The following is a 19938-nucleotide window of genomic DNA, read 5'->3' as shown; positions in this document are numbered from 1 at the left end:
CGCTGTAAACAACCGTTTACCGGGTCGTGTCACATCGGGGTGCCGTGATACGTCTGTCTCCCTATGGCCGTTGAGCGTTTCGAAGAGCACCGCGACCTGCTCACCGGGGTCGCCTACCGGATCCTGGGCAGCGTGACCGACGCCGAGGACGTCGTCCAGGAGGCGTGGCTGCGCTGGTCGGCGGTGGACGTCTCCCGGGTGGAGGACGACCGGGCGTACCTGGTCAAGGTCGTGACGCGACTCTCCATCGACCGGCTGCGGCGGGTGAGGGCCCGGCGTGAGGCCTACGTCGGGTCGTGGCTGCCGGAGCTGATCGTCACCCCGGACGTGGCCGAGCACGCCGAGCTGGCCGACTCGGTGGAGCTGGCGCTCCTCGTGGTGCTGGAGACCCTGTCCCCGCTGGAGCGCGCGGTGTTCGTGCTACGGGAGGCGTTCGGCATGCCGTACGCGGAGATCGGCGAGATGATCGAGCGCAGCGAGGCGGCGACCCGGCAGCTCGCCCGGCGCGGCAGGGAGCACGTCCAGGAGGGCAGACCGAGGTTCGAGGTGGACCGGGGGCTGCGGCGCAGGCTCACCGAGCGGTTCGCCGAGGCGGCCGCGGGCGGTGACCTGGGGGCGCTGACCGCGATGCTCGCCGAGGACGTGTCGCTGGTCAGCGACAGCGGCGGCAGGGCGAAGGCCCCGCTGCGGACCATCGTCGGCGCGGGCAGGGTGGCGCGTTTCCTGTCCTCGATCACGTCCGGGGGCCGCCCGCGGGCCTTCATGGAGAGCATCGGCGCCGAACCGGTCTCCGGCTTCGGCGTGGAGGTCGCGGAGGTGAACGGCGGGCCGGCCGTGGTGGTGACCGCGGACGGCCGGCCGGTCACGGTGTTCTCCCTGGTCGTCGAGGACGGCCTGATCAGGACCATCTTCCTGGTGACGAACCCGGAGAAGCTCTCCCATCTCTGACGTTCCCCTCGGGGAAGACCGGGCGGGGATGTCACGAACGGCGTTCTTCGATCCGTCGTACGGGCATGACACGAGAGACGCGACAGATCAGCATCGTCGGCGGCGGGCTCGCCGGCCTCACCGCGGCCATCGCGTGCGCCGAGGGCGGCGCACGGGTCACCCTCCGCGAGGCGCACCGGGAGCCGGGCGGCCGGGCCCGCAGCACCACCGCGCCGTACGTCGCCAACGAGGGCACCCACGTCTTCTACTCCGACGGCGAGCCATGGCGCTGGCTGGCGGCCAGAGGGCTGGTCCGGCCGTACACCAGGCTCACGCCGGGCATGCTCGCCAGGAGCAGGTTCCGCCACGGCGGCCGGCTGTCGGGCATGCCGCCCTGGTCGCTGGCGAAGGCGCTCGCCAGGCGGCGGCTGCGGGCACCGGTGGACGAGGACTTCGGAACCTGGGCCACCCGCCATCTCGGCGAGGAGGGCATGCGGGCCGCCGCCGGGCTGGTCGGGGTGATCACCTATGACGCGGACCCCGGGCGGCTGTCGGCGGCGTTCGTCTGGGAGCGGGTGCTGCGGGCGACCGCGCCGAGGTATCCGGCCCCGCGCTACGTCACCGGCGGCTGGGGGCAGGTGATCGACCGGATGGCCGTCCACGCGCGCGGCCTGGGCGTGCGGATCGAGACCGGTTCGCGGGTGGACCGCCTGCCCGAGGGCGCCCCCGTGATCGTGGCGACCTCGCTGGACGCCGCCAGGACACTGCTCGGCGACGAGTCGCTGCGCTGGGAGAGCGGTAAGGCCGTCCTGCTCGACCTCGGCGTCCGCGCGAGCGCCGGCGACCTCTTCCTCGTCTCCGACCTGGACGAGGGAGGCTTCATGGAGCGGTACAGCCTGCCGGACCCCTCGCTCGCCCCGGACGGGCACAGCCTCTGCCAGCTGCAGATGCCGGTCAGGCCGGGTGAGACGAAGGCGGAGGCGATCTCCAGGGCGGAGCGGGTGGCCGATCTCGGGCTTCCCGGCTGGCGGGAGCGGACGACCTGGCGGCGGGAGGCCATGTGCAACGGCCGCACCGGCGCCCTGGACCTGCCGGGGGCCACCTGGCGGGATCGGCCCGCGATCGACCGGGGGGACGGCGTCTGGCTGATCGGTGACGCGGTGGCGGCTCCCGGCCTGCTCAGCGAGGTCTCCTCGCACAGCGCCCTGATCGCGGCGGAGGCCGCCCTGCGGGCCGTCTCCGGGGCGGGCCGCTCGAAGCCGCGCCTGACCGCGTGACCGCGTGACCGGCCGGTCGGCCGACCGGCCGTTCACCGGGAACGGTGAGAGCGGTGAGAGCGGCCGCCCGATGCCCCGTGTCCTAAGGACTACGAACCGCCGGCGTACGGACCGGCGGTGGTGCGCATGGTCAGCTCGGAGCCGTCGGCGGACAGGTCCAGGGCCACGGCGATCGTGCCGAGCTCGGCGGTGCTCGACAGGTGCGTCCCCCCGCACGGGATGGAGACCTCGGCCTCGGGCAGGGCGCAGTGCCAGGTGCGCCGGGCGGTCAGCTCCGGACCCGGGGTGTCGATCCTGACGGCGGCGTCGGCCGCGATCCACGCCGTGAGCCGGTCGCCGACCAGGCGGGCGATCTCCGGGAGCTCCTCGGCCAGCCCCTCGGTGCCGAAACCCTTGCGGCGCAGCGACCTGCCCAGCCGGTAGACGTCGTGGCTGCCGCCGGGAAGGATCCGCGAGGAGGCGATGGCCGTCTGGTCGAAGTCGGGGTGGCCCAGCCCGTCGGCGGGCACCTCCTTGCGCCACCGTCCGGCCAGCGCCGCGTTGAGCGCGAGCGCGGCGAGGTGGCAGGCGGTGTGCCCCGCCGAGAGCGCGCGGCGGCCCGCGGCGTCGACCACCAGCTCGACCTCACCGCCGGGCCCGGCGCCGCCGGACCCGGGGGCTGTGAAACCGTCGCCGGCGAGCTCGCCGTCCGCGACGGGTTCGGCGGTGACGTGGACGACCAGCCAGTGCCAGCCGGGGGTACCCCGGCGCACCGGGATGTCCGCGCCCAGATGGACGGTCTCCTCGCCCTCGGCCACGGCTCCGGTGACGCAGCCGGTCACCGCGAGCCCGCCGATGGTGCCCGCGTCGGCCGGCTGGTCGGGCCAGGTGTGGTCCAGCGGGTGGAAAGGGGTCTCGGCCACGATGGTCCCGTACCCGTCCCCGACCGGCACGGTGGCGACGACGGCCGAACGCCCCCTGACCGCTCCGCCCGGGTAGGTGACCCGCGTCGAGTCCGTGATGGGCATCGCCCCATTATGCCGGTACGGCTTGCGCCGCCCCCGCAGGGGCGCAAGCCGTACCGGTCCACGGTGGATCAGCGCGCGAAGGACGGCTCGTCCTCCAGGTAGCCCGGACGGCCCGCGTACCAGCCGGCCACGAACTGGGCGGCGACCACCGCGAACAGCAGCAGGAACGGCAGCGTCCAGCCACCGGTCGACTCGTGCATGACGCCGACGACCAGGGGCCCGGCACCCGCGATGAGGTACCCGGTGCTCTGCCCGAAGGCCGACAGCGCGGCCGTCGCCTCGGAGGTGCGGGTGCGCATGGCGAGCATGGTCAGCGCGAGCGGGAACGATCCCATGCCGATGCCGACCAGGCTGGCGAAGGCCCAGGCCAGAGCGGAGGGCCCGAGCCAGAGGCCGAGGAAACCGGCTGCGTAGAAGAGGACGAAGACGGCCACCGCGGGCCTCTGGTCGGAGAACCTCGACGTGATCGAGGGCACGACGAGCGAGACCGGGATGCCGATCGCGGTGAAGACGCCCAGCACCAGACCCGCCTGCGCGGTGGTGTAGCCGCCGTCGGTGAGCATCTTCGGCAGGAAGCCGAACATGATGTAGGCGACCATGCTCTGGGTGCCGAAGTAGGCGGCGACCGCCCAGGCCAGCCTGCTGCGGAGCAGGGCGCGGGCACCCGTTCCCGCGCTCGCGCCGTGCCGCTCCGGCTCACTGCGCGAGAGCGCAAGCCACGGAATGGCGGCGACGGCGGCGAACGCCCCCCACACCCCCAGGGCAACGTGCCAGTTGCCGTCGGTGGCCCGCTGGATGGGCACGGTCGCGGCGGCCGCGAGCATCGTGCCCACCGCCAGGGCGGTGGTGTAGACGGTGGTCATGGCCCCGGCCCGGCCCGGGAAGTGACGCTTGATCAGGCTGGGGATGAGCACGTTGCCCACCGCGCCGCCCGACAGCGCGAGGGCGCTGCTGTAGAGGAAGACCTCGGCCGAGCCCACCATCGATCGGACGAGCAGGCCCGCGCCGAGGACGATGAGGGCGAAGAGCAGCAGGCGGTGCTCTCCGACCTTCCTGGCCAGCGCGGGGGTGACCGCGCCGACCGAGGCGAAGATGAGCACGGGGAGCGTTGTGAGCAGCCCGGCTCCGACGGCGGTCATGCCGAGACCAGAGGTGATCTGGTCGAGAACCGGCCCGACGCTCGTGACGGCGGTACGCAGGTTCAGCGCCGCGAGAACGATTCCCAGCACGAGCAACCAGGCGAGAGAGCCTGTCGTTCCACCGGTGCGGCCCCTGGTCTGATGGGTGAGCACGCTCATGCTGGTTCCAGTCCTCCTCAGTAATTTCATCCAATCGTAGGATGATTGGCTGACCCCGACTGTAACAGGAGCGAAACCTTGATTTGTTCCTGACCGCATGCACCGGATCCGAACGGGCGCGAATCGCTGACAACATGAAAGCCGGGCCACGTCCCTGTTTACAGAACGTGACCCGGCTCTCTTACGCACCGGTACGGCTCCCCGGCTTCCGGATGCCCGGAATCCCGGACGGTTCGGGCACCGGACGCCGGAGCGACGCCACCGGGCGCGCCTGCGCCGGGCGCGCGGCCCGGGGCCGGCCGGCGCCGGACGCGCGTCTCGAACGAGGATCCACCGCCCGGTCAGGGCGGCGGGGCTTCAGGTGGGCGACCCCGGCGGGCGGGCGTCAGATGCGCGGCCCCGGGGAGGGCGGCGGCTCCTCGCCGAGCCCACGACCGGCCGGGGGCAGCGGCGTGCCACCGGGCGGGGGAAGCCCCGGGTCCGACGGGTAGGACTGGCCCGCCGTGCGCGGGGGCGGCGAGGGCACGGCGTCGTCGGATCCGTAGCCGCCTCCCGTACCGGTGCCGCCGTACTCGCCCGGCCTCCGGTCACCGGCACCACCGGTGCCGGCGTCGCCGTGCTCGTGCGGGCCGGGCACGTCGCCGCGCCACGCGCCGGTCTCGCCGCCGCGCGACTCGATGAAGGTCTTGAAACGCTCCATGTCGCCGCGGACGCGCAGGCGGACGATCTGCAGCCAGTCTCCGACGGTCTCGACGAACCCCTCGGGGTCGTACTCCATCTGCAACGTGACCCGGGTGGTGTCGGGGCCGAGGCGGTGGAAGGTCACCACGCCCGCCTGGTGCGGCCGCTCGACCGACTTCCAGGCCACCCGCTCGTCGGGGTGCTGCTCGGTGATCTCCGCCTCGAACTCCCGGCGGACCCCCGCGATCTCGACGACCCACGCCGTGCGCGTGTCGCTCAACTGCTTGATCGTCTCGACGCCTTCCATGAACTCGGGAAAGCTCTCGAACTGGGTCCACTGGTTGTACGCGGTCCGAATCGGAACGTTGACGTCGACGGACTGTTCGATCGAACTCATGACCGTGTCCTCCCTTGTGGTTCGGTCGGTACGGGAGGCACACATGCCCGATGAGATGCGGGCCTAACTAGCGGCGCCGCAAAAGCCAGTAGAGCCCCAGGATAGGCAGAACAAATGGGATGAATAGGTATCCGCTTCCATAGCCCGACCAAACTGTGGCGCGCGGGAAGGCCTCGGGGTCGGCCATGCTGAGCGTGCCCACGACGAGCACCCCGGCCAGCTCGACACCGCAGGCGACCAGTGCCAGGGTCCTGTTCCCCCTGGCCAGCGCCACGGTGAGCACGACGTAGACGGCGGCGGCGAACGCCGACAGCGAGTAGGCCAGCGGGGCCTCCGAGAACCGGGTGGCGATCTGCACGGCGGCGCGGGCTCCCGCGGCGAGGGCGAACACCCCGTAGAGCGCCACCAGCGCGCGTCCGGGCCCGGTGCCGATCGCCGGCTCGCTCACGGCAGTCCCTGCCAGACCTGGAGCATCCGCCCGACCATGCCGGGAATCGCGAAGCCCGCCACCGCGATCACCGCAGGACCCCAGCGCGAGCGCTCGCCGACCCCCCAGAACGCCGCCGCCGGCGGGATCACCAGGCTGCCCGCCAGATAGCCGATGAGCGTGGCCGTCTCCGCGGGCCCCTCGCCCCTCACCAGCGCGGCGATCACGAACCCGGCCTGGACGAGCAGGCCGAGTTCCAACACCCCGAGCGCGACGAGGAGCGTTCTCCCCATCGCCCTGTTCCTCGCCGTGCTGACGAGGCCGAAGATCCCGATCACCAGCGACAGCAGGATCAGGCCGGTCGCGAGCGGGCCGATCATCGCGACCTCAGGACATCGAGAAGCATGGGCAGAAGGGTACTGCCCGGCCCCCTCGCCCCCCGCGCCGCGCCACGTACTCTGGGGCCGTGGAGAGGATCCTGGTCAGTGCCTGCCTGATGGGGCGGAGGGTCCGTTACGACGGGGCCGCCAAGACGAGCGGCGACGCGCTGCTGGCCGCGTGGCGGCGGGAGGGACGGCTCGTCCCGTTCTGCCCCGAGGTCGAGGGCGGCCTGCCCGTCCCGCGCCCGGCCGCGGAGATCGAGGGCGGAGCCGGGGGCGAGGCGGTGCTGGCCGGGACGGCCCGGGTGCTGACCGCCGGGGGCGCCGACGTCACGGAGGCCTTCCTGGCCGGCGCGCGGGCGGCGCTCGCCGCCGCGCGGGCCCACGGTGTGAGGGTGGCGATCCTGAAGGAGGGCAGCCCTTCCTGCGGCAGCCTGACCGTTCACGACGGCGCCTTCGGCGGCCGGCGGGTGCCCGGCCACGGGGTCACCACCGCCCTGCTGGAACGGCACGGCGTCGCGGTCTTCGGCGAGGACCGCGTCGCCGAGGCCGCCGCGCGCCTGCGCGATCTCGGCGACCGGCCCCCGGACCCGCGCGAGGAACACCCCCGCGACCTCGGCGACCGGCACTCCGGTCGTCCTTCCGAAGAGCACCCCCGCGATCCCGGCGCTCCCGCGGACCGGTCCTAGTACTCCCACAGGTCGGTGCGGTTCTCCCCTCCGATGCAGAAGACCGCCGAGCCGTGCTGTCCCTGGACGAGGTCGACCCGGATCCAGCCGGTGGCCGAGGCGACCTTGGCCTCGTAGCCCGCGTTGGGAGCGGCGGCGATCAGGCGGCACACGCCGTCCTCGATGGCGAACGAGACCGAACCGCCCTTGACGTTCACCACGCGCAGGTTCTCGGTGGAGATCGACTGCGTCCTGGTGGCCGTCGCCTTGGGCGCGGCGGACGACGAGGGGGCGGGGGCGGCCTGGGTCGCGGCGGGCCTGGACGGAGACCGGGACGGCGACGCCGACGGCCCGGGACGGGAGAGCCCGGTCTCCCGCGCGCGTACCGGCATCGCGGCGGTCCTCGACGGGGAGCGGCCCGGGCGCGGCCCGGCGGTCTCCCGCCCGGACGGGGTGGTACGGGGCGCGGAGGTCCGGCCGGGCGCGGCGGAGGAGGCGGTCGGCGTGCCGAGGACCTGCGGCCCCGTGGGCGCTCCCGGCGGGAGCGTCGAGTCTCCCGTACGGCCGATGGCGGCGTTCAGCGGTTCGATGCTCGCGTCGTCGAAGACCTCGCTGCGGAGCACGTCACGGACGCCGAACCAGGCGACCGAGATCGCCAGGACGGTGGCCCCGCACCACACCGCTATGAATCCCAGCGTCTGCCGCATGTCGTGAATTATTACGCCATACGTCTCACCGTTCACTACCGTTACATGGCATGGCGACGGTTCTAGTGGTCGAAGACGACGAGTACGTACGATCCGCGATCATCCAGGAACTCAGCAGGCGCCAGCACGCCGTGCGCAGCGCGGGGCGCGCCCTCGACGCGCTGAGGGAGATCACCCAGAACCCTCCGGACGCGGTGGTCCTCGACCTCGGGCTGCCCGACCTGGACGGGGCGGAGGCGCTCAAGATGGTCCGCAGCGTCTCCAGCGTGCCGGTCATCGTGGCCACGGCCAGGGACAACGAGGCGGAGATCGTCCGCCTGCTCCAGGCGGGGGCCGACGACTACCTGGTCAAACCGTTCTCCGGCGACCATCTGAACGCCCGTCTGGACGCCGTGCTGCGCCGGGCGCGGAGCGCGGCCCCACCCGCGGTACTGTGCGTCGGCGCGCTGTCGGTGGACCTCAACCGGCGCGAGGCCGGGCTGGACGGCGCCGCGCTCACCCTCACCAGGCGCGAGTTCGACCTGCTCGCCTACCTCGCCGCCCGCGCCGACCGGGTGGTCTCCCGCAAGGAACTGCTCACCGAGGTGTGGCAGCAGTCCTACGGGGACGACCAGACGATCGACGTCCACCTGTCCTGGCTGCGGCGCAAACTCGGCGAGAGCGCCTCCTCCCCCCGCTACCTGCACACCGTACGCGGCGTGGGGGTCATGCTGATCACACCGCCGTGAGGCGGACCCTGGCCCTGCTCACCGTCGCGGGAACCTCGATGGTCGCCCTGGCCTTCCTGATACCGCTCGGGCTCATCGTCAGGGAGATCGCCCACGGCCGGGCCATGGCCGAGGCGGAGCGGCAGGCGTCGGCGCTGGTCCCGGTGCTGGCCATCACCGTCGATCCCGACCGGCTGACCCACGCGCTGCTCAGCACCGGCGCGCGGGACCGGATCGCGGTCCACCTGCCCGGCGGCGGCTCGGCCGGCACCGTCAGGGCCCCCGCCGAGACCGTGGCCGCGGCCTCCCGGCTCACCCGGGCCATCACCGCGGAGATGGACACCGGCTACCTCCTGCTGCGCCCCGTCGCCCTGGACGGCGGCAGGACCGTGGTCATCGAGATCTTCATCCCGTCGGCGGACCTCACCCGGGGCGTCGCCTCGTCGTGGGCGGTGCTGAGCGGGGTGGCGGCGGTGCTCGTCGCCGGATCGCTGCTGGTCGGCGACCGGCTGGGCGTGCGCGTGGTGCGCTCGGCCCGGCGGCTGGGCCGGGCGGCGAGCGCCCTGGGCGCCGGGGACCTCAGCGTCCGCATCGAGCCCGAGGGCCCGCCCGAGCTGGTCGCGGCCGGCGAGGCGTTCAACAGCATGGCCGACCGCGTGACCCAGTTGCTGGCCGCCGAGCGGGAGATGGCCGCCGACCTGTCGCACCGCCTGCGCACCCCCCTCACCGCGCTCCGGCTCAGCCTGGACCACCTGGGACCCGAGGCCGAGCAGAGCAGGAGCGCGCTGGGCCGCCTGGAGGCCGAGGTGGACCAGATCATCGCGGCGGCCAGGCAGCCCTCCCGCGCGCCGGAACTCGTCCACTGCGACGCCGCCGAGGTGCTGCGCGAACGGCTGACCTTCTGGTCCGCGCTCGCCGAGGACCAGCGGCGTCCCTGGGAGCTGATCGGCGCCTCGGCCCCCGCGCGGGTCCCGGTCGCGGCCACCGAGCTCAGCGCCGTGCTGGACGCCCTGCTCGGCAACGTCTTCCGGCACACCCCCGAGGGCACGGCGTTCACGGTGACCCTGCACCAGGGCGCGGGCACCGTCGGCATGCTGATCGCCGACGCCGGCCCCGGCATCCCCGACCCCGAGGCGGCGCTGCGGCGCGGGGCCAGCGGGGCGGGATCGACCGGGCTCGGCCTGGACATCGCCCGCAGGCTCGCGGAGTCCTCGGGCGGCACGCTGCGGATCGACGCCTCCTCCCTCGGCGGCGCCAGGGTCCAGCTCTGGTTCCGCACCGACCGGCACGACCGGCCCCCGCGTACCGCCCGGCGCCTGGTCGGCGACCGCTGGCCGCGCAGGAACGCGACGCGCTGAGAGACCTGTCCCGGGCCGCCGGGGAACAACGCCGTACGCCGGTACGGGGCGGCCCACGGGAGGGACCCCGGCGTTGGTTAGGTCACCCGTAAACCCACCTTAAGTAAGGCTAAAACGCGCTGTTTCACCGCTCCGACTGGCCGATCATGGAGAGGAGCGCGGACGTCACCCGCGTCCACGGTTTCCGGCTCGCCCTACCGTGCCGGCCTCGTATCCAGACGGAGGAGGCGCGGCCGGCGCGGCAAGGGCGAGCCGGGAATCCGTTTTCACGCCCTCGCCGGATAATTCGTGACATGCGCGCGAGCCGTCTCATCTCCCTGCTGATGCTCCTGCAGACCCGCGGCAGGATGACCGCCCGGGAACTGGCGGCCGAACTCGAGGTCTCGGTCCGGACCGTCTACCGCGACGTGGACTCGCTCCACTCCGCCGGCGTGCCGCTGTACGGCGACGCTGGGCCCTCCGGCGGTTACCGGCTGCTCGACGGTTACCGTACCCGGCTCACCGGGCTGACCGCGGGCGAGGCGGAGTCGCTGTTCCTGGCGGGGATGCCGGGTCCCGCCGCGGAGCTCGGCCTGGGCTCGGTGGTGACGGCCGCGGGGCTCAAGCTGATGGCGGCGCTCCCGGTCGAGCTCAGGGACAGGGCCGGGCGGATCCGCGAGCGCTTCCACCTCGACGCGCCCGGCTGGTACCACGGCGCCGACGAGACCCCGCACCTGGCGGCGGTGGCCGACGCCGTCTGGAACGAGCGCCGCCTGGAGATCCGCTACCACCGCTGGAAGGCCCCCCAGGACGTGGTCCGCACGCTGGAGCCGTACGGGCTGGTCCTCAAGGCGGGACGCTGGTATCTCGTCGCGCGCGGCGGCGAGCACGTGCGCACCTACCGGGTCTCGCAGATCCTGGAACTGCGCGCGCTCCGGGAGTCGTTCGAGCGGCCCGCCGGTTTCGACCTCGCCGCGCACTGGAACGGCGCCCTGGAGGAGTTCGAGGCGCGGCTCCTGCGGGGCGAGGCCGTCATCCGGCTCTCGCCGTTCGGCATGGAGCGGCTGCCGGACATGGTCCGCCCGGCCGTCCTGCGAGCCGCCGAGGCCACCGCGGAGGCCCCGGACCACGAGGGCTGGACGCGGCTCACGGTCCCGGTCAAGTCCCCGCGGCACGCGCTGGCGGAGTTCCTGCGCTTCGGCGCGGATCTGGAGGTCGTCGCCCCGGCGGAGCTGCGCGACCTCGTCGCGGAGACCGCGCGGGCGGTGGCCGGGATCTACGGCCGGCCCGGGACCGGGTGACCACGGCCGTTCCCGGGCCTCAGAACGACCGGCGCCGTTCCCAGGCCCCGGAAGACGACCGCCGCCGTTCCCGAGGCCGGAAACGCCGAGATCCCGCCCGATCGTGGTGATCGGACGGGATCTCGGCGACGTCTTCGCGGCCCGTCCGGAGAACGGCCCGACGTGGAGCTATGGGGATTCGAACCCCAGACCTCCTCCATGCCATGGAGGCGCGCTACCAGCTGCGCCATAGCCCCTGGTCACCGCTTCGAGTGCTCTCGTCGCGGCGCTCGGGAAGCATATAAGGACACCCGCGTGTTCACCTAATCGACGACCACACGGCCCGCGCCCGCCACCGGGGCGCAAGCCGCGCCGCTCGAAGGTCACTCCTGGGTGACCTCGGGGTTGTCGTCGCTGCTGACCGGCTCGGGCAGAGTCCCGGCGTTGTGCTCCAGCAGGCGCCAGCCCTTGCGCGCCTCCTCCAGCACCGACCACGAGCAGTTTCCGAGGCCGCCCAGGGCGGGCCAGAGCTCCTGCGGCAGGTTCATGAGCCTGGCGATGCCGAGCCGGATCGCCGCCCCGTGCGAGACGACGACCAGCAGGCCGTCGGAGTCGACCTCCGCCGCCCAGCGGCGCACGGCCGAGGAGACCCGGTCGGCGACGTCGCCGACCGCCTCACCGCCCGGTGCCTCCCAGCTGGTGAACTCCCGGGGCCACCTCTCGGAGATCTCCTCCCGGGTGAGCCCCTCCCACTGGCCTCCGCCCCGCTCGCGCAGGTCCTTGTCGACGGTGACGTCCAGGCCGGTGACGCGTCCCAGCGCCGAGGCGGTGTCGAAGGCCCGCTGGAGATCGGAGGAGACGATCATGGTGGGGCGGAGCGCGGCGAGCAGCGAGGCCGCGCGGGTGGCCTGCGCGACCCCGGTCTCGTCAAGGGGGATGTCGCTGTGACCCTGGAAGCGGTGCTCGACGTTCCACAGCGTCTGGCCATGCCTGAGGCAGACGACGCGACGACTCACTCAGCTACCGCCCCGCGGGCGCGCTGGGCGGCGACCTGGGTCACGCTGTCCGGCAGCGCGATGGAGGGGCAGTCCTTCCACAGGCGCTCCAGCGCGTAGAAGGTGCGGTCCTCCTCGTGCTGGACGTGCACGACGATGTCGATGTAGTCCAGCAGGACCCAGCGGCCCTCGCGCTCGCCCTCGCGGCGGACGGGCTTGGCGTCGGCCTCGATCCGCAGCCGGTCCTCGATCTCGTCGACGATGGCGCGGACCTGACGGTCGTTGGTGGCGGAGCAGAGCACGAACGCGTCGGTGATGACGAGCTGGTCGCTCACGTCGTAGGCAAGGATGTCATCGGCCAGTTTGTCCGCCGCCGCCTCGGCGGCGAGCCTGACGAGCTGGACGGATCTGTCGGTTGCTGTCACGGTGTGGGTCAGTCCTCCTGCTAGTCGGCGCTGTCACCTATCAGGGTGCCCGATTCGGCGCTCGTTGAAGAGCCACCTTTTGAACAACGCCTATCGTGTGCCACCCGATTCCGCGCCGCAAACGAATTGGCGGCCTGATCAGGGGCGTCCTCCGCGGTCGGGACCGCGCTTGTCGATCTCGGGTGGGACGGGCACCGGCCGGGCCGTTCGACGGTCATGCCGGGTGAGCTGCGGATACTCGTCCCACGCAAACTTCCCAAATCATAGCGAATTTCATCGGAACACGTTCTCACCTGCGGCATTTCACCAGATCATCGTGATTCACCGGATTTTTCACCATCCGCCGCTCCGGCCACTCTCCGCGCCGGCCCTCGGCCACCGCCCGGCCCTGCCGGCCCGCCCGGCACCCGGCCTGCCGGCCCGCCCGGCGAGAACACCGATCGGGCCCGCCCAGGCCCGCTCGCAGAGGTCCGGAGGTCACGAGGACGTACCGCCGTAGAGATGCCGCTTGTTGATGTACTGGACGATGCCGTCGGGGACGAGATACCAGATGGGCTCCCCCGAGGCCACCCGCTGGCGGCACTCCGACGACGAGATGGCCAGCGCCGGGATCTCCACCAGGCTGACCTTGCCCTCCGGCAGGCCGGGGTCGTGCAGGACGTGGCCGGGCCTGGTGGCCCCCACGAAGTGCGCGATGGTGAACAGCTCGTCGACGTCGCGCCAGCTCAGGATCTGGGCGAGGGCGTCGGCGCCGGTGATGAAGTAGAGATCCACGTCGGGTCCCCAGGCGGCGGAGATCTCCCGGAGCGTGTCGATCGTGAAGGTGGGCCCCGGGCGGTCGATGTCGACGCGGCTCACCGAGAACCGGGGGTTGGAGGCGGTCGCGATGACCGTCATGAGATAGCGGTCCTCGGCGGCTGAGACGATCTTGTCCGCCTTCTGCCACGGCTGGCCCGTCGGCACGAAGACCACCTCGTCGAGATCGAAGTAGTGGGCGACCTCGCTGGCCGCGACCAGATGGCCGTGGTGGATCGGGTCGAAGGTCCCGCCCATGACGCCCAGACGTCGCTTCCCCTTGCCGGTAGGCGCGTTCATCATGAAACGGACCATACGTGCAAGCCGTGCACAGCTTTTAACCACCCCCCGCGCGGGGCAGGCGGACCCGACGTAGCATGCCGGACATGACCACCACCCCGGATCGCCACCGCGTGCAGCTTCCCGGCATCAGCTCGCGCGCCTACGAACATCCTGCCGATCGGTCCGCGCTGGTCGCCCTCCGGTCGCTCAGCGGGTTCGACACGGTGCTCAAGCAGATGTCCGGCCTGGTCAGCGAGCGCCGCCTGCGCCTGATCTACCTCGCCTCGGCCGTGCGGACCAGCGACACCCAGTTCCGAGCCCTGCACGACATGGGCCGCGACGCGGCCTACACGCTCGACCTCCACCGCATTCCCGAGGTCTACGTGCAGCAGAGCCCGCTGGTGCAGGCGAAGGCGATCGGCTTCGACGACCCGTTCATCGTCGTCACGACCGGCCTCCTCGACCTGATGGACGAGGAGGAGCAGCGCTTCGTCATCGGCCACGAGACCGCCCACATCCTGTCGGGCCACGCGGTCTACCGCACCATGCTCGACATCCTGACCCGGCTGGCCACCCGCGTGGCCTGGATTCCGCTCGGCTACATCGGCCTGCGCGCGATCGTGGCCGGCCTGGAGGAGTGGCACCGCAAGTCCGAGCTCTCCGCCGACCGTGGCGGCCTGCTCTGCGGCCAGGACTCCGACGCGGCGCTGCGCGCCCTGATGAAGCTCGCCGGCGGCTCGCGCCTGCACGAGATGAACATCGAGGCCTTCCTCGACCAGGCGCGGGAGTACGACACCGCGGGCGACGTCCGTGACGGCCTGCTCAAGGTCCTCAACCTGCTGGGCACCACCCACCCGTTCGCCGTCTCCCGCGTCGCCGAGCTCGACAAGTGGCGCCGCGGCGGCGAGTACGACACGATCATCGCCGGGGAGTACCCCCGCCGCACCGACGACGCCAACGCGAAGATCTCCGAAGAGATCAGGGCCGCCGCCCGCTCCTACCGCGACTCCTGGTCGCAGTCCCAGGACCCGTTCATCGGCGTCCTGCGCGACGTGGCCGAAGGCGCCGTCAACGCCGGGGAGCGCATCTTCAATCGCTTCTCCCGCCGCGATGGAAATTAACGGAGAGTTCCACCGAAAGGGTCCGGGCAGCTGTTCTCGGGCCCTTTTCCATGCGAGTCATCCATACGCCGGATTGCCCTGTTGCCGCGTCACAAGAATTGACGAAGCCGGATAACCGCACCGGCGCCTCGCCCTCCCGCGGCACCTGGATCGCCACACCGGCCGGGGTCGCCCGGCCTCCGCCGATCCCGCCGCGGGGAGGTCCCTCCCCCGCGCCGCTCCCGGACCGGATTCCCTACACGAGGAGGGCGATCGCGCGTACGGCCGCGGAGCACAGGGCGACGAACCCGCCCAGCACGGCCAGCGCGCGCAGACCCTCCTTGCGGAGCTCGACGAGCTCGGCGCCGATCCGCTCGATCTCCCTGCCGAGGATGCCTCCGCAGACGACGCCGAACACGACGCCGGCGACGGCGACCGGGGCGGGATGCGCCCACCAGTCGGGCGGCAGCGAGCCGCCGAGGGTCAGCCAGAGCGCGCACCCGGCGAGGGTCGCCGCCGGCAGCCCCGGCCACACGAGGGCGGCCAGCAGCGAGACGGCGAAGGTCAGCGGGAACCCCAGCACCCGCAGGATCACCCGGGTCCTGACCGACTTGCGCTTCCTGACCAGCCAGTGACCGACCCACAGCGTACGGGCCAGCGTGGCGAACAACCCGGTGACGGCGAAGGTGGCCGGCGGCCAGATGGCCGTGGCCACGACGCACGGGACGGCCAGGACGGCCAGCAGGAGCAGCGCCGCGTTGCCCGCGGGCAGCGGCCCCGCCCTGCCCTCGCCCCTGAGCTCTCCGGCCGCACCGCCCCGCCCCCTACCCGCCTGACGCCGGACGGTCCTGGACGCGGCGGCCGGGCGCCCGCCGCGCGACGTCTCGGCGGCCGTGGAGACCCGGCCGGTCCTGGACGTCTCACCGACCGTGGCGGCCGGACGTCCGCCACGGGACGTCTCACCCGCCACCGGGAGCGCCCGCGCCGCACGGGCCGCCTCACCGGCGGGCACCGCCCGCCCACCGCGTGGCGTGCCGTCAGCACCGGCCGGGAGGCGGGACGCCCGCACCGCGCCGTCCGCCGGGGCGGGCGGCCGTCCCCTGCCGGTCTCCGCCCTGGCCGCCCTGCCACCCCTGGCGGGATCCTCACCCTTGGCGGCGGGCTTGGGGCGGCTCTCCTGCCTTCTGGCCGGGCCGGTCTTCTCCCCCGCCGGAGCCGGCGACTTCCGGACCGCCCCCACCTCGGACGGGATCACGCGGGCCAGGCGGCCCAGGCGGCCGGTGAGGAGCGCCGCGGTGGGGCGCTTGGCCGGCTCGCGGTGGAGGGCGGCGCGGATCAGCGGCAGCAGGGCGGCCGGGACGCCCTCGAGGTCGGCCTGGCCGTTGAGGATCGCGTACATCTGCGCCTCGACGGTGCCCCCGCCGAAGGTGGGGCGGCCGGTCGCGGCGAAGGCCACGGTGGCCGCCCAGGCGTGCACGTCGGCGGGCTCGCCCACGTGCTCGTCGGCGAACAGCTCGGGGGCGGCGTAGCCGGGGGTGCCCAGGAAGGTGCCGGTCAGGGTGAGCCGGGTGGCGTCCAGGACGTGGGCGATGCCGAAGTCGATGAGGACGGGCTCGTCGTCTCCGTCGACCACCACGTTGGCCGGTTTGAGGTCGCGGTGCACGACCCCTGCCGCGTGGATGATCGACAGGGCGACGGCCAGCCCCTGCGCGACACTGAGCAGGGCGCCGTCCCGCAGGGGGCCGTCACGGCGCACCCGCTCCAGGAGGGTGTCTCCCTCGATGTGCTCCATGACCAGGTAGGGCCGGTCACCGTCGAGATCGGCGTCGACGACGCGGGCGACGTAGGGGCTCTCCACCCTGCGAAGGGCGCGGACCTCTCGCTCCAGGCGCACCCGGGCCTCGGAGCCGGCGTCGTGGACGTCGTGGAGCACCTTGAGCGCGACGTTGTCACCCCGGCGGCTGGAGGCGAGGTAGACCTCGCCCATTCCCCCACGGCCGAGACGTTCCAGCAACGTGTAGGGACCGACCCGCCCGAGACGACCCACGTGACCTCCTGCGTCGGCCACATGGGTCAGGGACCGCTGCGCCTATCGGGTCGCTCACTCCCGCTCGCTTCCCTGCTCTCCAGCCATAGGAGACCACACCATAGCGGGCGAGTGTGACGTTTTCCCGATGGCACGCCGGACTCCCGGAAAGATCCGGGAAAGCGGGACGCTTCGCGGGCACGGGGCCGGCCGGGCTCGGGTCACGCCACGGGCGAGACGTCTCAGGGCCGGCGCACCGGCCCTCGGTCCGGGTCTTCCAGCAGGCTGTCGAGCTTCGCGGTGGGTTCCGCCGACAGGTCCCGGCGTCCGGTACGGCGCCAGTTGACGTGCCCGCGACTCTCCAGCAGCAACAGCAACCGGTCAGCACCGAAGAGGACAAGAGCTATGAAAAGGAACGCAACGACGATTTCCATAGAATCCAGTCAAACCACTAGCCACCGCGATTACACGGAGCGACACGCCGTAACGCTCGGCAACCAGAAGGAGACGCCCGAACGAGACCCCCGATGAACCTCTGGAGTACCGGCTACACCATAGGGCCCGGACAGGACCCCCGCGTGCCGAACCGGGGCATCGGCGGCCCGCGTCACCCCGGACTCCGGCGAAACCGGTGCCCGGGGCACCCCGGGTGCCGGCGGCCCGCGGCACACGCGACACCCGGGAGACCTCCACCGCGAGGGACTATCGGGAGGCGGCCTCGGGCGAGGCGAGGACCGTACCCTCGGCCGTGCGCAGGTGACCCTCGCCGGTGTAGACCCACTTGGTCGAGGTCAGCTCCGGCAGGCCCATGGGACCGCGCGCGTGCAGCTTCTGGGTGGAGATGCCGATCTCCGCGCCGAAGCCGAACTCCCCGCCGTCGGTGAACCGGGTCGAGGCGTTGACCGCCACGGCCGCGGAGTCGACCAGCGCGACGAACCTGCGGGAGGCGCTGACCGAGCGCGTGACGATCGCGTCGGTGTGGGCCGAGCCGTACTTCCTGATGTGCGCCACCGCGTCCTCCAGCGAGTCGACCACGGCGGCGGCGATGTCCAGCGAGAGGTACTCCATCCGGAAGTCCTCCTCCTCGGCGGGCACCACGTCGCCGTACGCCGCGACGCGCGCGTCGCCGTGCACCGTGACGCCCTCCGCCGCCAGCGCCGCCAGCGCGCGCGGCACGAAGGCGTCGGCCACGGCCGCGTGCACCAGGAGCGTCTCGGCGGAGTTGCACACCGAGGGCCGCTGGACCTTGGAGTTGATCAGGATCTGGATCGCGAGGTCCTGGTCGGCGTCGGCGTCGACGTAGACGTGGCAGTTGCCCACGCCGGTCTCGATCACCGGGACGGTGGACTCCTCCACCACCGAGTTGATCAGCGAGGCGCCGCCGCGCGGGATCAGCACGTCGACCAGGCCGCGGGCCCGCATGAGTTCCTTGACCGAGTCGCGGCTCTGCCCGGGGACCAGCTGGACGGCCCCGGCGGGCACCTGGGTGCCCGCCAGCGCCTCCTGCATGATCCTGACGAGGACCGTGTTCGACGCGTACGCGCTGGACGAGCCGCGCAGCAGGGTGGCGTTGCCGCTCTTGAGGCAGAGCGCCGCGGCGTCCACGGTCACGTTGGGGCGGCCCTCGTAGATGATGCCGATCACGCCGATCGGGACCCGGAGCTGGCGCAGCTCCAGCCCGTTGGGCAGCGTGTTGCCCCGGATCACCTCGCCGACGGGGTCGGGAAGGTCGGCGACCTGGCGGACCGCCTCGGCGATCGCCCCGATCCTGGCCTCGTCGAGGCGGAGGCGGTCGATCATGTACTCGGAGATCCCGCTCTCCCTGGCCCTCTCCACGTCGAGCGCGTTGGCCGCGACGATCTCGGCGGAGGCGGCCACGAGCGCGTCGGCCATCACGCGGAGCGCGGCGTCCTTCGGCGCCCTCGGCAGCGGGGCCAGCTCGGCGGCGGCCTCTTTCGCCGCCAGGGCAACCTTCAGGAAGTCCTCGGACATCTCGCGCTCCAAAAGAACTAGTTGTGGGATTCCAGTATGACGATGTCGTCGCGGTGGATCAGCTCTCGTTCGTACTCGGGCCCCAGGGTGGCCGCCAGCTCCCGGGTGGAGCGTCCCAGCAGCTCGGGAATCTCCCCCGCGTCGAAGTTGACCAGGCCGCGCGCGACCACCCGGCCGAGCGGCCCGCACAGGTCCACCGGATCGCCCGCCGCGAACTCGCCCTCGACGGAGGTGACCCCGGCCGGCAACAGCGACTTGCGGCGGCTCACCACCGCCTCGACGGCGCCGGAGTCCAGGTGGAGACGGCCGCGGCCGGTGGTGGCGTGGGCCAGCCAGAGCAGGCGGGTGCCCGGGTGGCGCCCGCCGGGGTGGAAGTAGGTGCCGACGTCGGTTCCCGCGAGGGCCTGGGCGGCGTGCGCGGCGGCGGTCAGCACCACGGGCACACCCGCCCCTGTGGCGATCTTGGCGGCCTGGACCTTGGTGATCATGCCTCCGGTGCCGACCGCGCCGCCCTTGCCGAGCTCGACCCCGACGAGGTCCTCCGGCCCGCGTACGTCGGCGAGCCTGCGGGCACCGGGACGGCGGGGATCGCCGTCGTAGAGGGCGTCCACGTCCGACAGCAGCACCAGCGCGTCGGCCCGGGTCAGGTGGGCGACCAGCGCGGCGAGCCGGTCGTTGTCGCCGAAGCGGATCTCGTCGGTGGCCACGGTGTCGTTCTCGTTGACCACCGGGACGATGCCCAGTTCCAGCAGCCGGGCCAGCGTGCGCTCGGCGTTGACGTGGTGCGAGCGGCGCATCATGTCGTCGGCGGTGAGCAGCACCTGGCCGACCCGCAGGCCGTACCGGGCGAAGGAGGAGGTGTAGCGGGCCACCAGCACGCCCTGGCCGACCGAGGCGGCGGCCTGCTGGGTGGCGAGGTCGCGCGGCCTGGCGGGCAGGCCCAGCGGGCCGAGCCCCGCCGCGATCGCACCGGAGGAGACCAGCACGATCTGGGTGCCCGCCTTCCGCCGGGCGCCGAGCACATCGACCAGGGCGTCCACCCGGTCGACGTCGATCATTCCCTGCGGGGTGGTGAGCGAGGACGAACCCACCTTCACGACGAGGCGTGAAGCCGTACGGATCCGTTCGCGCGCAGAGTCCACGACACGCACCTCTCGAAGATGATCACTTGGAAGGTCAGACTATCCGAGCCGCCCGTCCGGACCGCCTGTTCGGACGCTCCGCCCGGAG

At 72.7% G+C, this 19938-nt stretch carries 19 protein-coding genes, 1 tRNA gene and 1 pseudogene; 7 read left to right on the top strand and 14 right to left on the bottom strand.

The features are described 5' to 3' along the window. Nucleotides 1-63 precede the first annotated feature (63 nt). Nucleotides 64-948, top strand: coding sequence for an RNA polymerase sigma-70 factor (locus ACTOQ3_RS40990; RefSeq protein WP_440089273.1), 885 nt, complete (start codon nucleotides 64-66; stop codon nucleotides 946-948). Between the two features lie 65 nt (nucleotides 949-1013). Beyond that, nucleotides 1014-2204 carry a phytoene desaturase family protein gene (locus ACTOQ3_RS40985; protein WP_440089271.1) on the top strand — a complete coding sequence of 397 codons (1191 nt, stop codon included), beginning with the start codon at nucleotides 1014-1016 and terminating at the stop codon, nucleotides 2202-2204. Between the two features lie 89 nt (nucleotides 2205-2293). On the opposite strand, the gene ACTOQ3_RS40980 is transcribed toward ACTOQ3_RS40985, so the two are convergent. The 5 genes from ACTOQ3_RS40980 to ACTOQ3_RS40960 form a co-directional block, all read right to left on the bottom strand. After that, nucleotides 2294-3211 carry a metal-dependent hydrolase gene (locus tag ACTOQ3_RS40980; protein ID WP_440089270.1) on the bottom strand — a complete coding sequence of 306 codons (918 nt, stop codon included), beginning with the start codon at nucleotides 3209-3211 and terminating at the stop codon, nucleotides 2294-2296. A 68-nt stretch (nucleotides 3212-3279) separates the two neighbouring features. Further along, nucleotides 3280-4509, bottom strand: coding sequence for a CynX/NimT family MFS transporter (locus ACTOQ3_RS40975; protein ID WP_440089269.1), 1230 nt, complete (start codon nucleotides 4507-4509; stop codon nucleotides 3280-3282). Between the two features lie 385 nt (nucleotides 4510-4894). Continuing rightward, the gene (locus ACTOQ3_RS40970; protein WP_440089267.1) at nucleotides 4895-5587 is read right to left on the bottom strand and encodes an SRPBCC family protein; all 693 of its coding nucleotides are present in this window, start codon (nucleotides 5585-5587) and stop codon (nucleotides 4895-4897) included. Between the two features lie 67 nt (nucleotides 5588-5654). After that, a complete protein-coding gene (locus ACTOQ3_RS40965) occupies nucleotides 5655-6035 on the bottom strand; it encodes a hypothetical protein (RefSeq protein WP_440089266.1) in 381 nt (126 codons plus the stop codon). Next, nucleotides 6032-6394 carry a hypothetical protein gene (locus ACTOQ3_RS40960; protein WP_440089264.1) on the bottom strand — a complete coding sequence of 121 codons (363 nt, stop codon included), beginning with the start codon at nucleotides 6392-6394 and terminating at the stop codon, nucleotides 6032-6034. The genes ACTOQ3_RS40965 and ACTOQ3_RS40960 overlap by 4 nt, the downstream gene beginning before the upstream one ends. An 86-nt stretch (nucleotides 6395-6480) precedes the next feature. Here ACTOQ3_RS40960 and ACTOQ3_RS40955 point away from each other — a divergent pair. Further along, nucleotides 6481-6966: pseudogene (locus ACTOQ3_RS40955) on the top strand (DUF523 domain-containing protein); the annotation flags it as partial. A gap of 113 nt (nucleotides 6967-7079) precedes the next feature. Here the strand turns inward: ACTOQ3_RS40955 and ACTOQ3_RS40950 are convergent. After that, on the bottom strand, nucleotides 7080-7769 hold the full coding sequence (locus ACTOQ3_RS40950) for a hypothetical protein (RefSeq protein WP_440089263.1): 690 nt from the start codon (nucleotides 7767-7769) through the stop codon (nucleotides 7080-7082). A 50-nt stretch (nucleotides 7770-7819) separates the two neighbouring features. Here ACTOQ3_RS40950 and ACTOQ3_RS40945 point away from each other — a divergent pair, with 50 nt between their 5' ends. From ACTOQ3_RS40945 to ACTOQ3_RS40935, 3 genes are all read left to right on the top strand, one after another. Further along, a complete protein-coding gene (locus ACTOQ3_RS40945) occupies nucleotides 7820-8497 on the top strand; it encodes a response regulator transcription factor (RefSeq protein WP_440089261.1) in 678 nt (225 codons plus the stop codon). After that, nucleotides 8494-9834: a sensor histidine kinase gene (locus ACTOQ3_RS40940; RefSeq protein ID WP_440072402.1), complete on the top strand. Its 1341-nt coding sequence runs from the start codon at nucleotides 8494-8496 to the stop codon at nucleotides 9832-9834. The genes ACTOQ3_RS40945 and ACTOQ3_RS40940 overlap by 4 nt, the downstream gene beginning before the upstream one ends. 293 nt (nucleotides 9835-10127) lie before the next feature. Further along, nucleotides 10128-11114 (top strand): helix-turn-helix transcriptional regulator, encoded by a 987-nt coding sequence (locus tag ACTOQ3_RS40935; RefSeq protein WP_440089260.1) that lies wholly within the window; start codon nucleotides 10128-10130, stop codon nucleotides 11112-11114. A 163-nt stretch (nucleotides 11115-11277) separates the two neighbouring features. Here ACTOQ3_RS40935 and ACTOQ3_RS40930 read toward each other — a convergent pair. From ACTOQ3_RS40930 to nadD, 4 genes are all read right to left on the bottom strand, one after another. Next, nucleotides 11278-11350: transfer RNA gene (locus ACTOQ3_RS40930), tRNA-Ala, on the bottom strand. A gap of 126 nt (nucleotides 11351-11476) precedes the next feature. Continuing rightward, nucleotides 11477-12109, bottom strand: a complete 633-nt coding sequence (locus tag ACTOQ3_RS40925; RefSeq protein WP_440089259.1) for a histidine phosphatase family protein — start codon at nucleotides 12107-12109, stop codon at nucleotides 11477-11479. After that, nucleotides 12106-12513: a ribosome silencing factor gene (gene rsfS, locus ACTOQ3_RS40920; protein ID WP_350973855.1), complete on the bottom strand. Its 408-nt coding sequence runs from the start codon at nucleotides 12511-12513 to the stop codon at nucleotides 12106-12108. The genes ACTOQ3_RS40925 and rsfS overlap by 4 nt, the downstream gene beginning before the upstream one ends. A 477-nt stretch (nucleotides 12514-12990) precedes the next feature. Next, nucleotides 12991-13611 carry a nicotinate-nucleotide adenylyltransferase gene (gene nadD, locus ACTOQ3_RS40915; protein ID WP_440089257.1) on the bottom strand — a complete coding sequence of 207 codons (621 nt, stop codon included), beginning with the start codon at nucleotides 13609-13611 and terminating at the stop codon, nucleotides 12991-12993. A gap of 74 nt (nucleotides 13612-13685) precedes the next feature. Here nadD and ACTOQ3_RS40910 point away from each other — a divergent pair, with 74 nt between their 5' ends. Next, nucleotides 13686-14711 carry a M48 family metallopeptidase gene (locus ACTOQ3_RS40910; protein ID WP_440072398.1) on the top strand — a complete coding sequence of 342 codons (1026 nt, stop codon included), beginning with the start codon at nucleotides 13686-13688 and terminating at the stop codon, nucleotides 14709-14711. Nucleotides 14712-14946: 235 nt separating this feature from the next. On the opposite strand, the gene ACTOQ3_RS40905 is transcribed toward ACTOQ3_RS40910, so the two are convergent. The 4 genes from ACTOQ3_RS40905 to proB all read right to left on the bottom strand — a co-directional run bounded on the left by ACTOQ3_RS40905 (nucleotide 14947) and on the right by proB (nucleotide 19850). Beyond that, nucleotides 14947-16737 (bottom strand): protein kinase domain-containing protein, encoded by a 1791-nt coding sequence (locus ACTOQ3_RS40905; RefSeq protein WP_440089256.1) that lies wholly within the window; start codon nucleotides 16735-16737, stop codon nucleotides 14947-14949. A gap of 221 nt (nucleotides 16738-16958) precedes the next feature. After that, nucleotides 16959-17150 carry a hypothetical protein gene (locus tag ACTOQ3_RS40900; RefSeq protein ID WP_440089254.1) on the bottom strand — a complete coding sequence of 64 codons (192 nt, stop codon included), beginning with the start codon at nucleotides 17148-17150 and terminating at the stop codon, nucleotides 16959-16961. A gap of 268 nt (nucleotides 17151-17418) precedes the next feature. Continuing rightward, on the bottom strand, nucleotides 17419-18708 hold the full coding sequence (locus tag ACTOQ3_RS40895; RefSeq protein WP_440089252.1) for a glutamate-5-semialdehyde dehydrogenase: 1290 nt from the start codon (nucleotides 18706-18708) through the stop codon (nucleotides 17419-17421). A 17-nt stretch (nucleotides 18709-18725) separates the two neighbouring features. Next, nucleotides 18726-19850: a glutamate 5-kinase gene (proB, locus tag ACTOQ3_RS40890; protein WP_440089250.1), complete on the bottom strand. Its 1125-nt coding sequence runs from the start codon at nucleotides 19848-19850 to the stop codon at nucleotides 18726-18728. Nucleotides 19851-19938 lie beyond the last annotated feature (88 nt).

The organism is Streptosporangium sp. LJ11, assembly GCF_051918945.1.
Lineage (GTDB): Bacteria > Actinomycetota > Actinomycetes > Streptosporangiales > Streptosporangiaceae > Streptosporangium.
Note: the sequence above shows the minus strand (reverse complement) of the source record. Positions and strands in the feature narration are given on the sequence as shown.

Excerpts from the sequence above, each read along its gene's own strand:
- ACTOQ3_RS40990 (WP_440089273.1), top strand. The coding sequence starts at position 64 with ATGGCCGTTGAGCGTTTCGAAGAGCACCGCGACCTGCTCACCGGGGTC.
- ACTOQ3_RS40985 (WP_440089271.1), top strand. The coding sequence starts at position 1,014 with ATGACACGAGAGACGCGACAGATCAGCATCGTCGGCGGCGGGCTCGCC.
- ACTOQ3_RS40980 (WP_440089270.1), bottom strand. The coding sequence starts at position 3,211 with ATGCCCATCACGGACTCGACGCGGGTCACCTACCCGGGCGGAGCGGTC.
- ACTOQ3_RS40975 (WP_440089269.1), bottom strand. The coding sequence starts at position 4,509 with ATGAGCGTGCTCACCCATCAGACCAGGGGCCGCACCGGTGGAACGACA.
- ACTOQ3_RS40970 (WP_440089267.1), bottom strand. The coding sequence starts at position 5,587 with ATGAGTTCGATCGAACAGTCCGTCGACGTCAACGTTCCGATTCGGACC.
- ACTOQ3_RS40960 (WP_440089264.1), bottom strand. The coding sequence starts at position 6,394 with ATGATCGGCCCGCTCGCGACCGGCCTGATCCTGCTGTCGCTGGTGATC.
- ACTOQ3_RS40950 (WP_440089263.1), bottom strand. The coding sequence starts at position 7,769 with ATGCGGCAGACGCTGGGATTCATAGCGGTGTGGTGCGGGGCCACCGTC.
- ACTOQ3_RS40945 (WP_440089261.1), top strand. The coding sequence starts at position 7,820 with ATGGCGACGGTTCTAGTGGTCGAAGACGACGAGTACGTACGATCCGCG.
- ACTOQ3_RS40935 (WP_440089260.1), top strand. The coding sequence starts at position 10,128 with ATGCGCGCGAGCCGTCTCATCTCCCTGCTGATGCTCCTGCAGACCCGC.
- nadD (WP_440089257.1), bottom strand. The coding sequence starts at position 13,611 with ATGATGAACGCGCCTACCGGCAAGGGGAAGCGACGTCTGGGCGTCATG.
- ACTOQ3_RS40910 (WP_440072398.1), top strand. The coding sequence starts at position 13,686 with ATGCCGGACATGACCACCACCCCGGATCGCCACCGCGTGCAGCTTCCC.
- ACTOQ3_RS40900 (WP_440089254.1), bottom strand. The coding sequence starts at position 17,150 with ATGGAAATCGTCGTTGCGTTCCTTTTCATAGCTCTTGTCCTCTTCGGT.
- ACTOQ3_RS40895 (WP_440089252.1), bottom strand. The coding sequence starts at position 18,708 with ATGTCCGAGGACTTCCTGAAGGTTGCCCTGGCGGCGAAAGAGGCCGCC.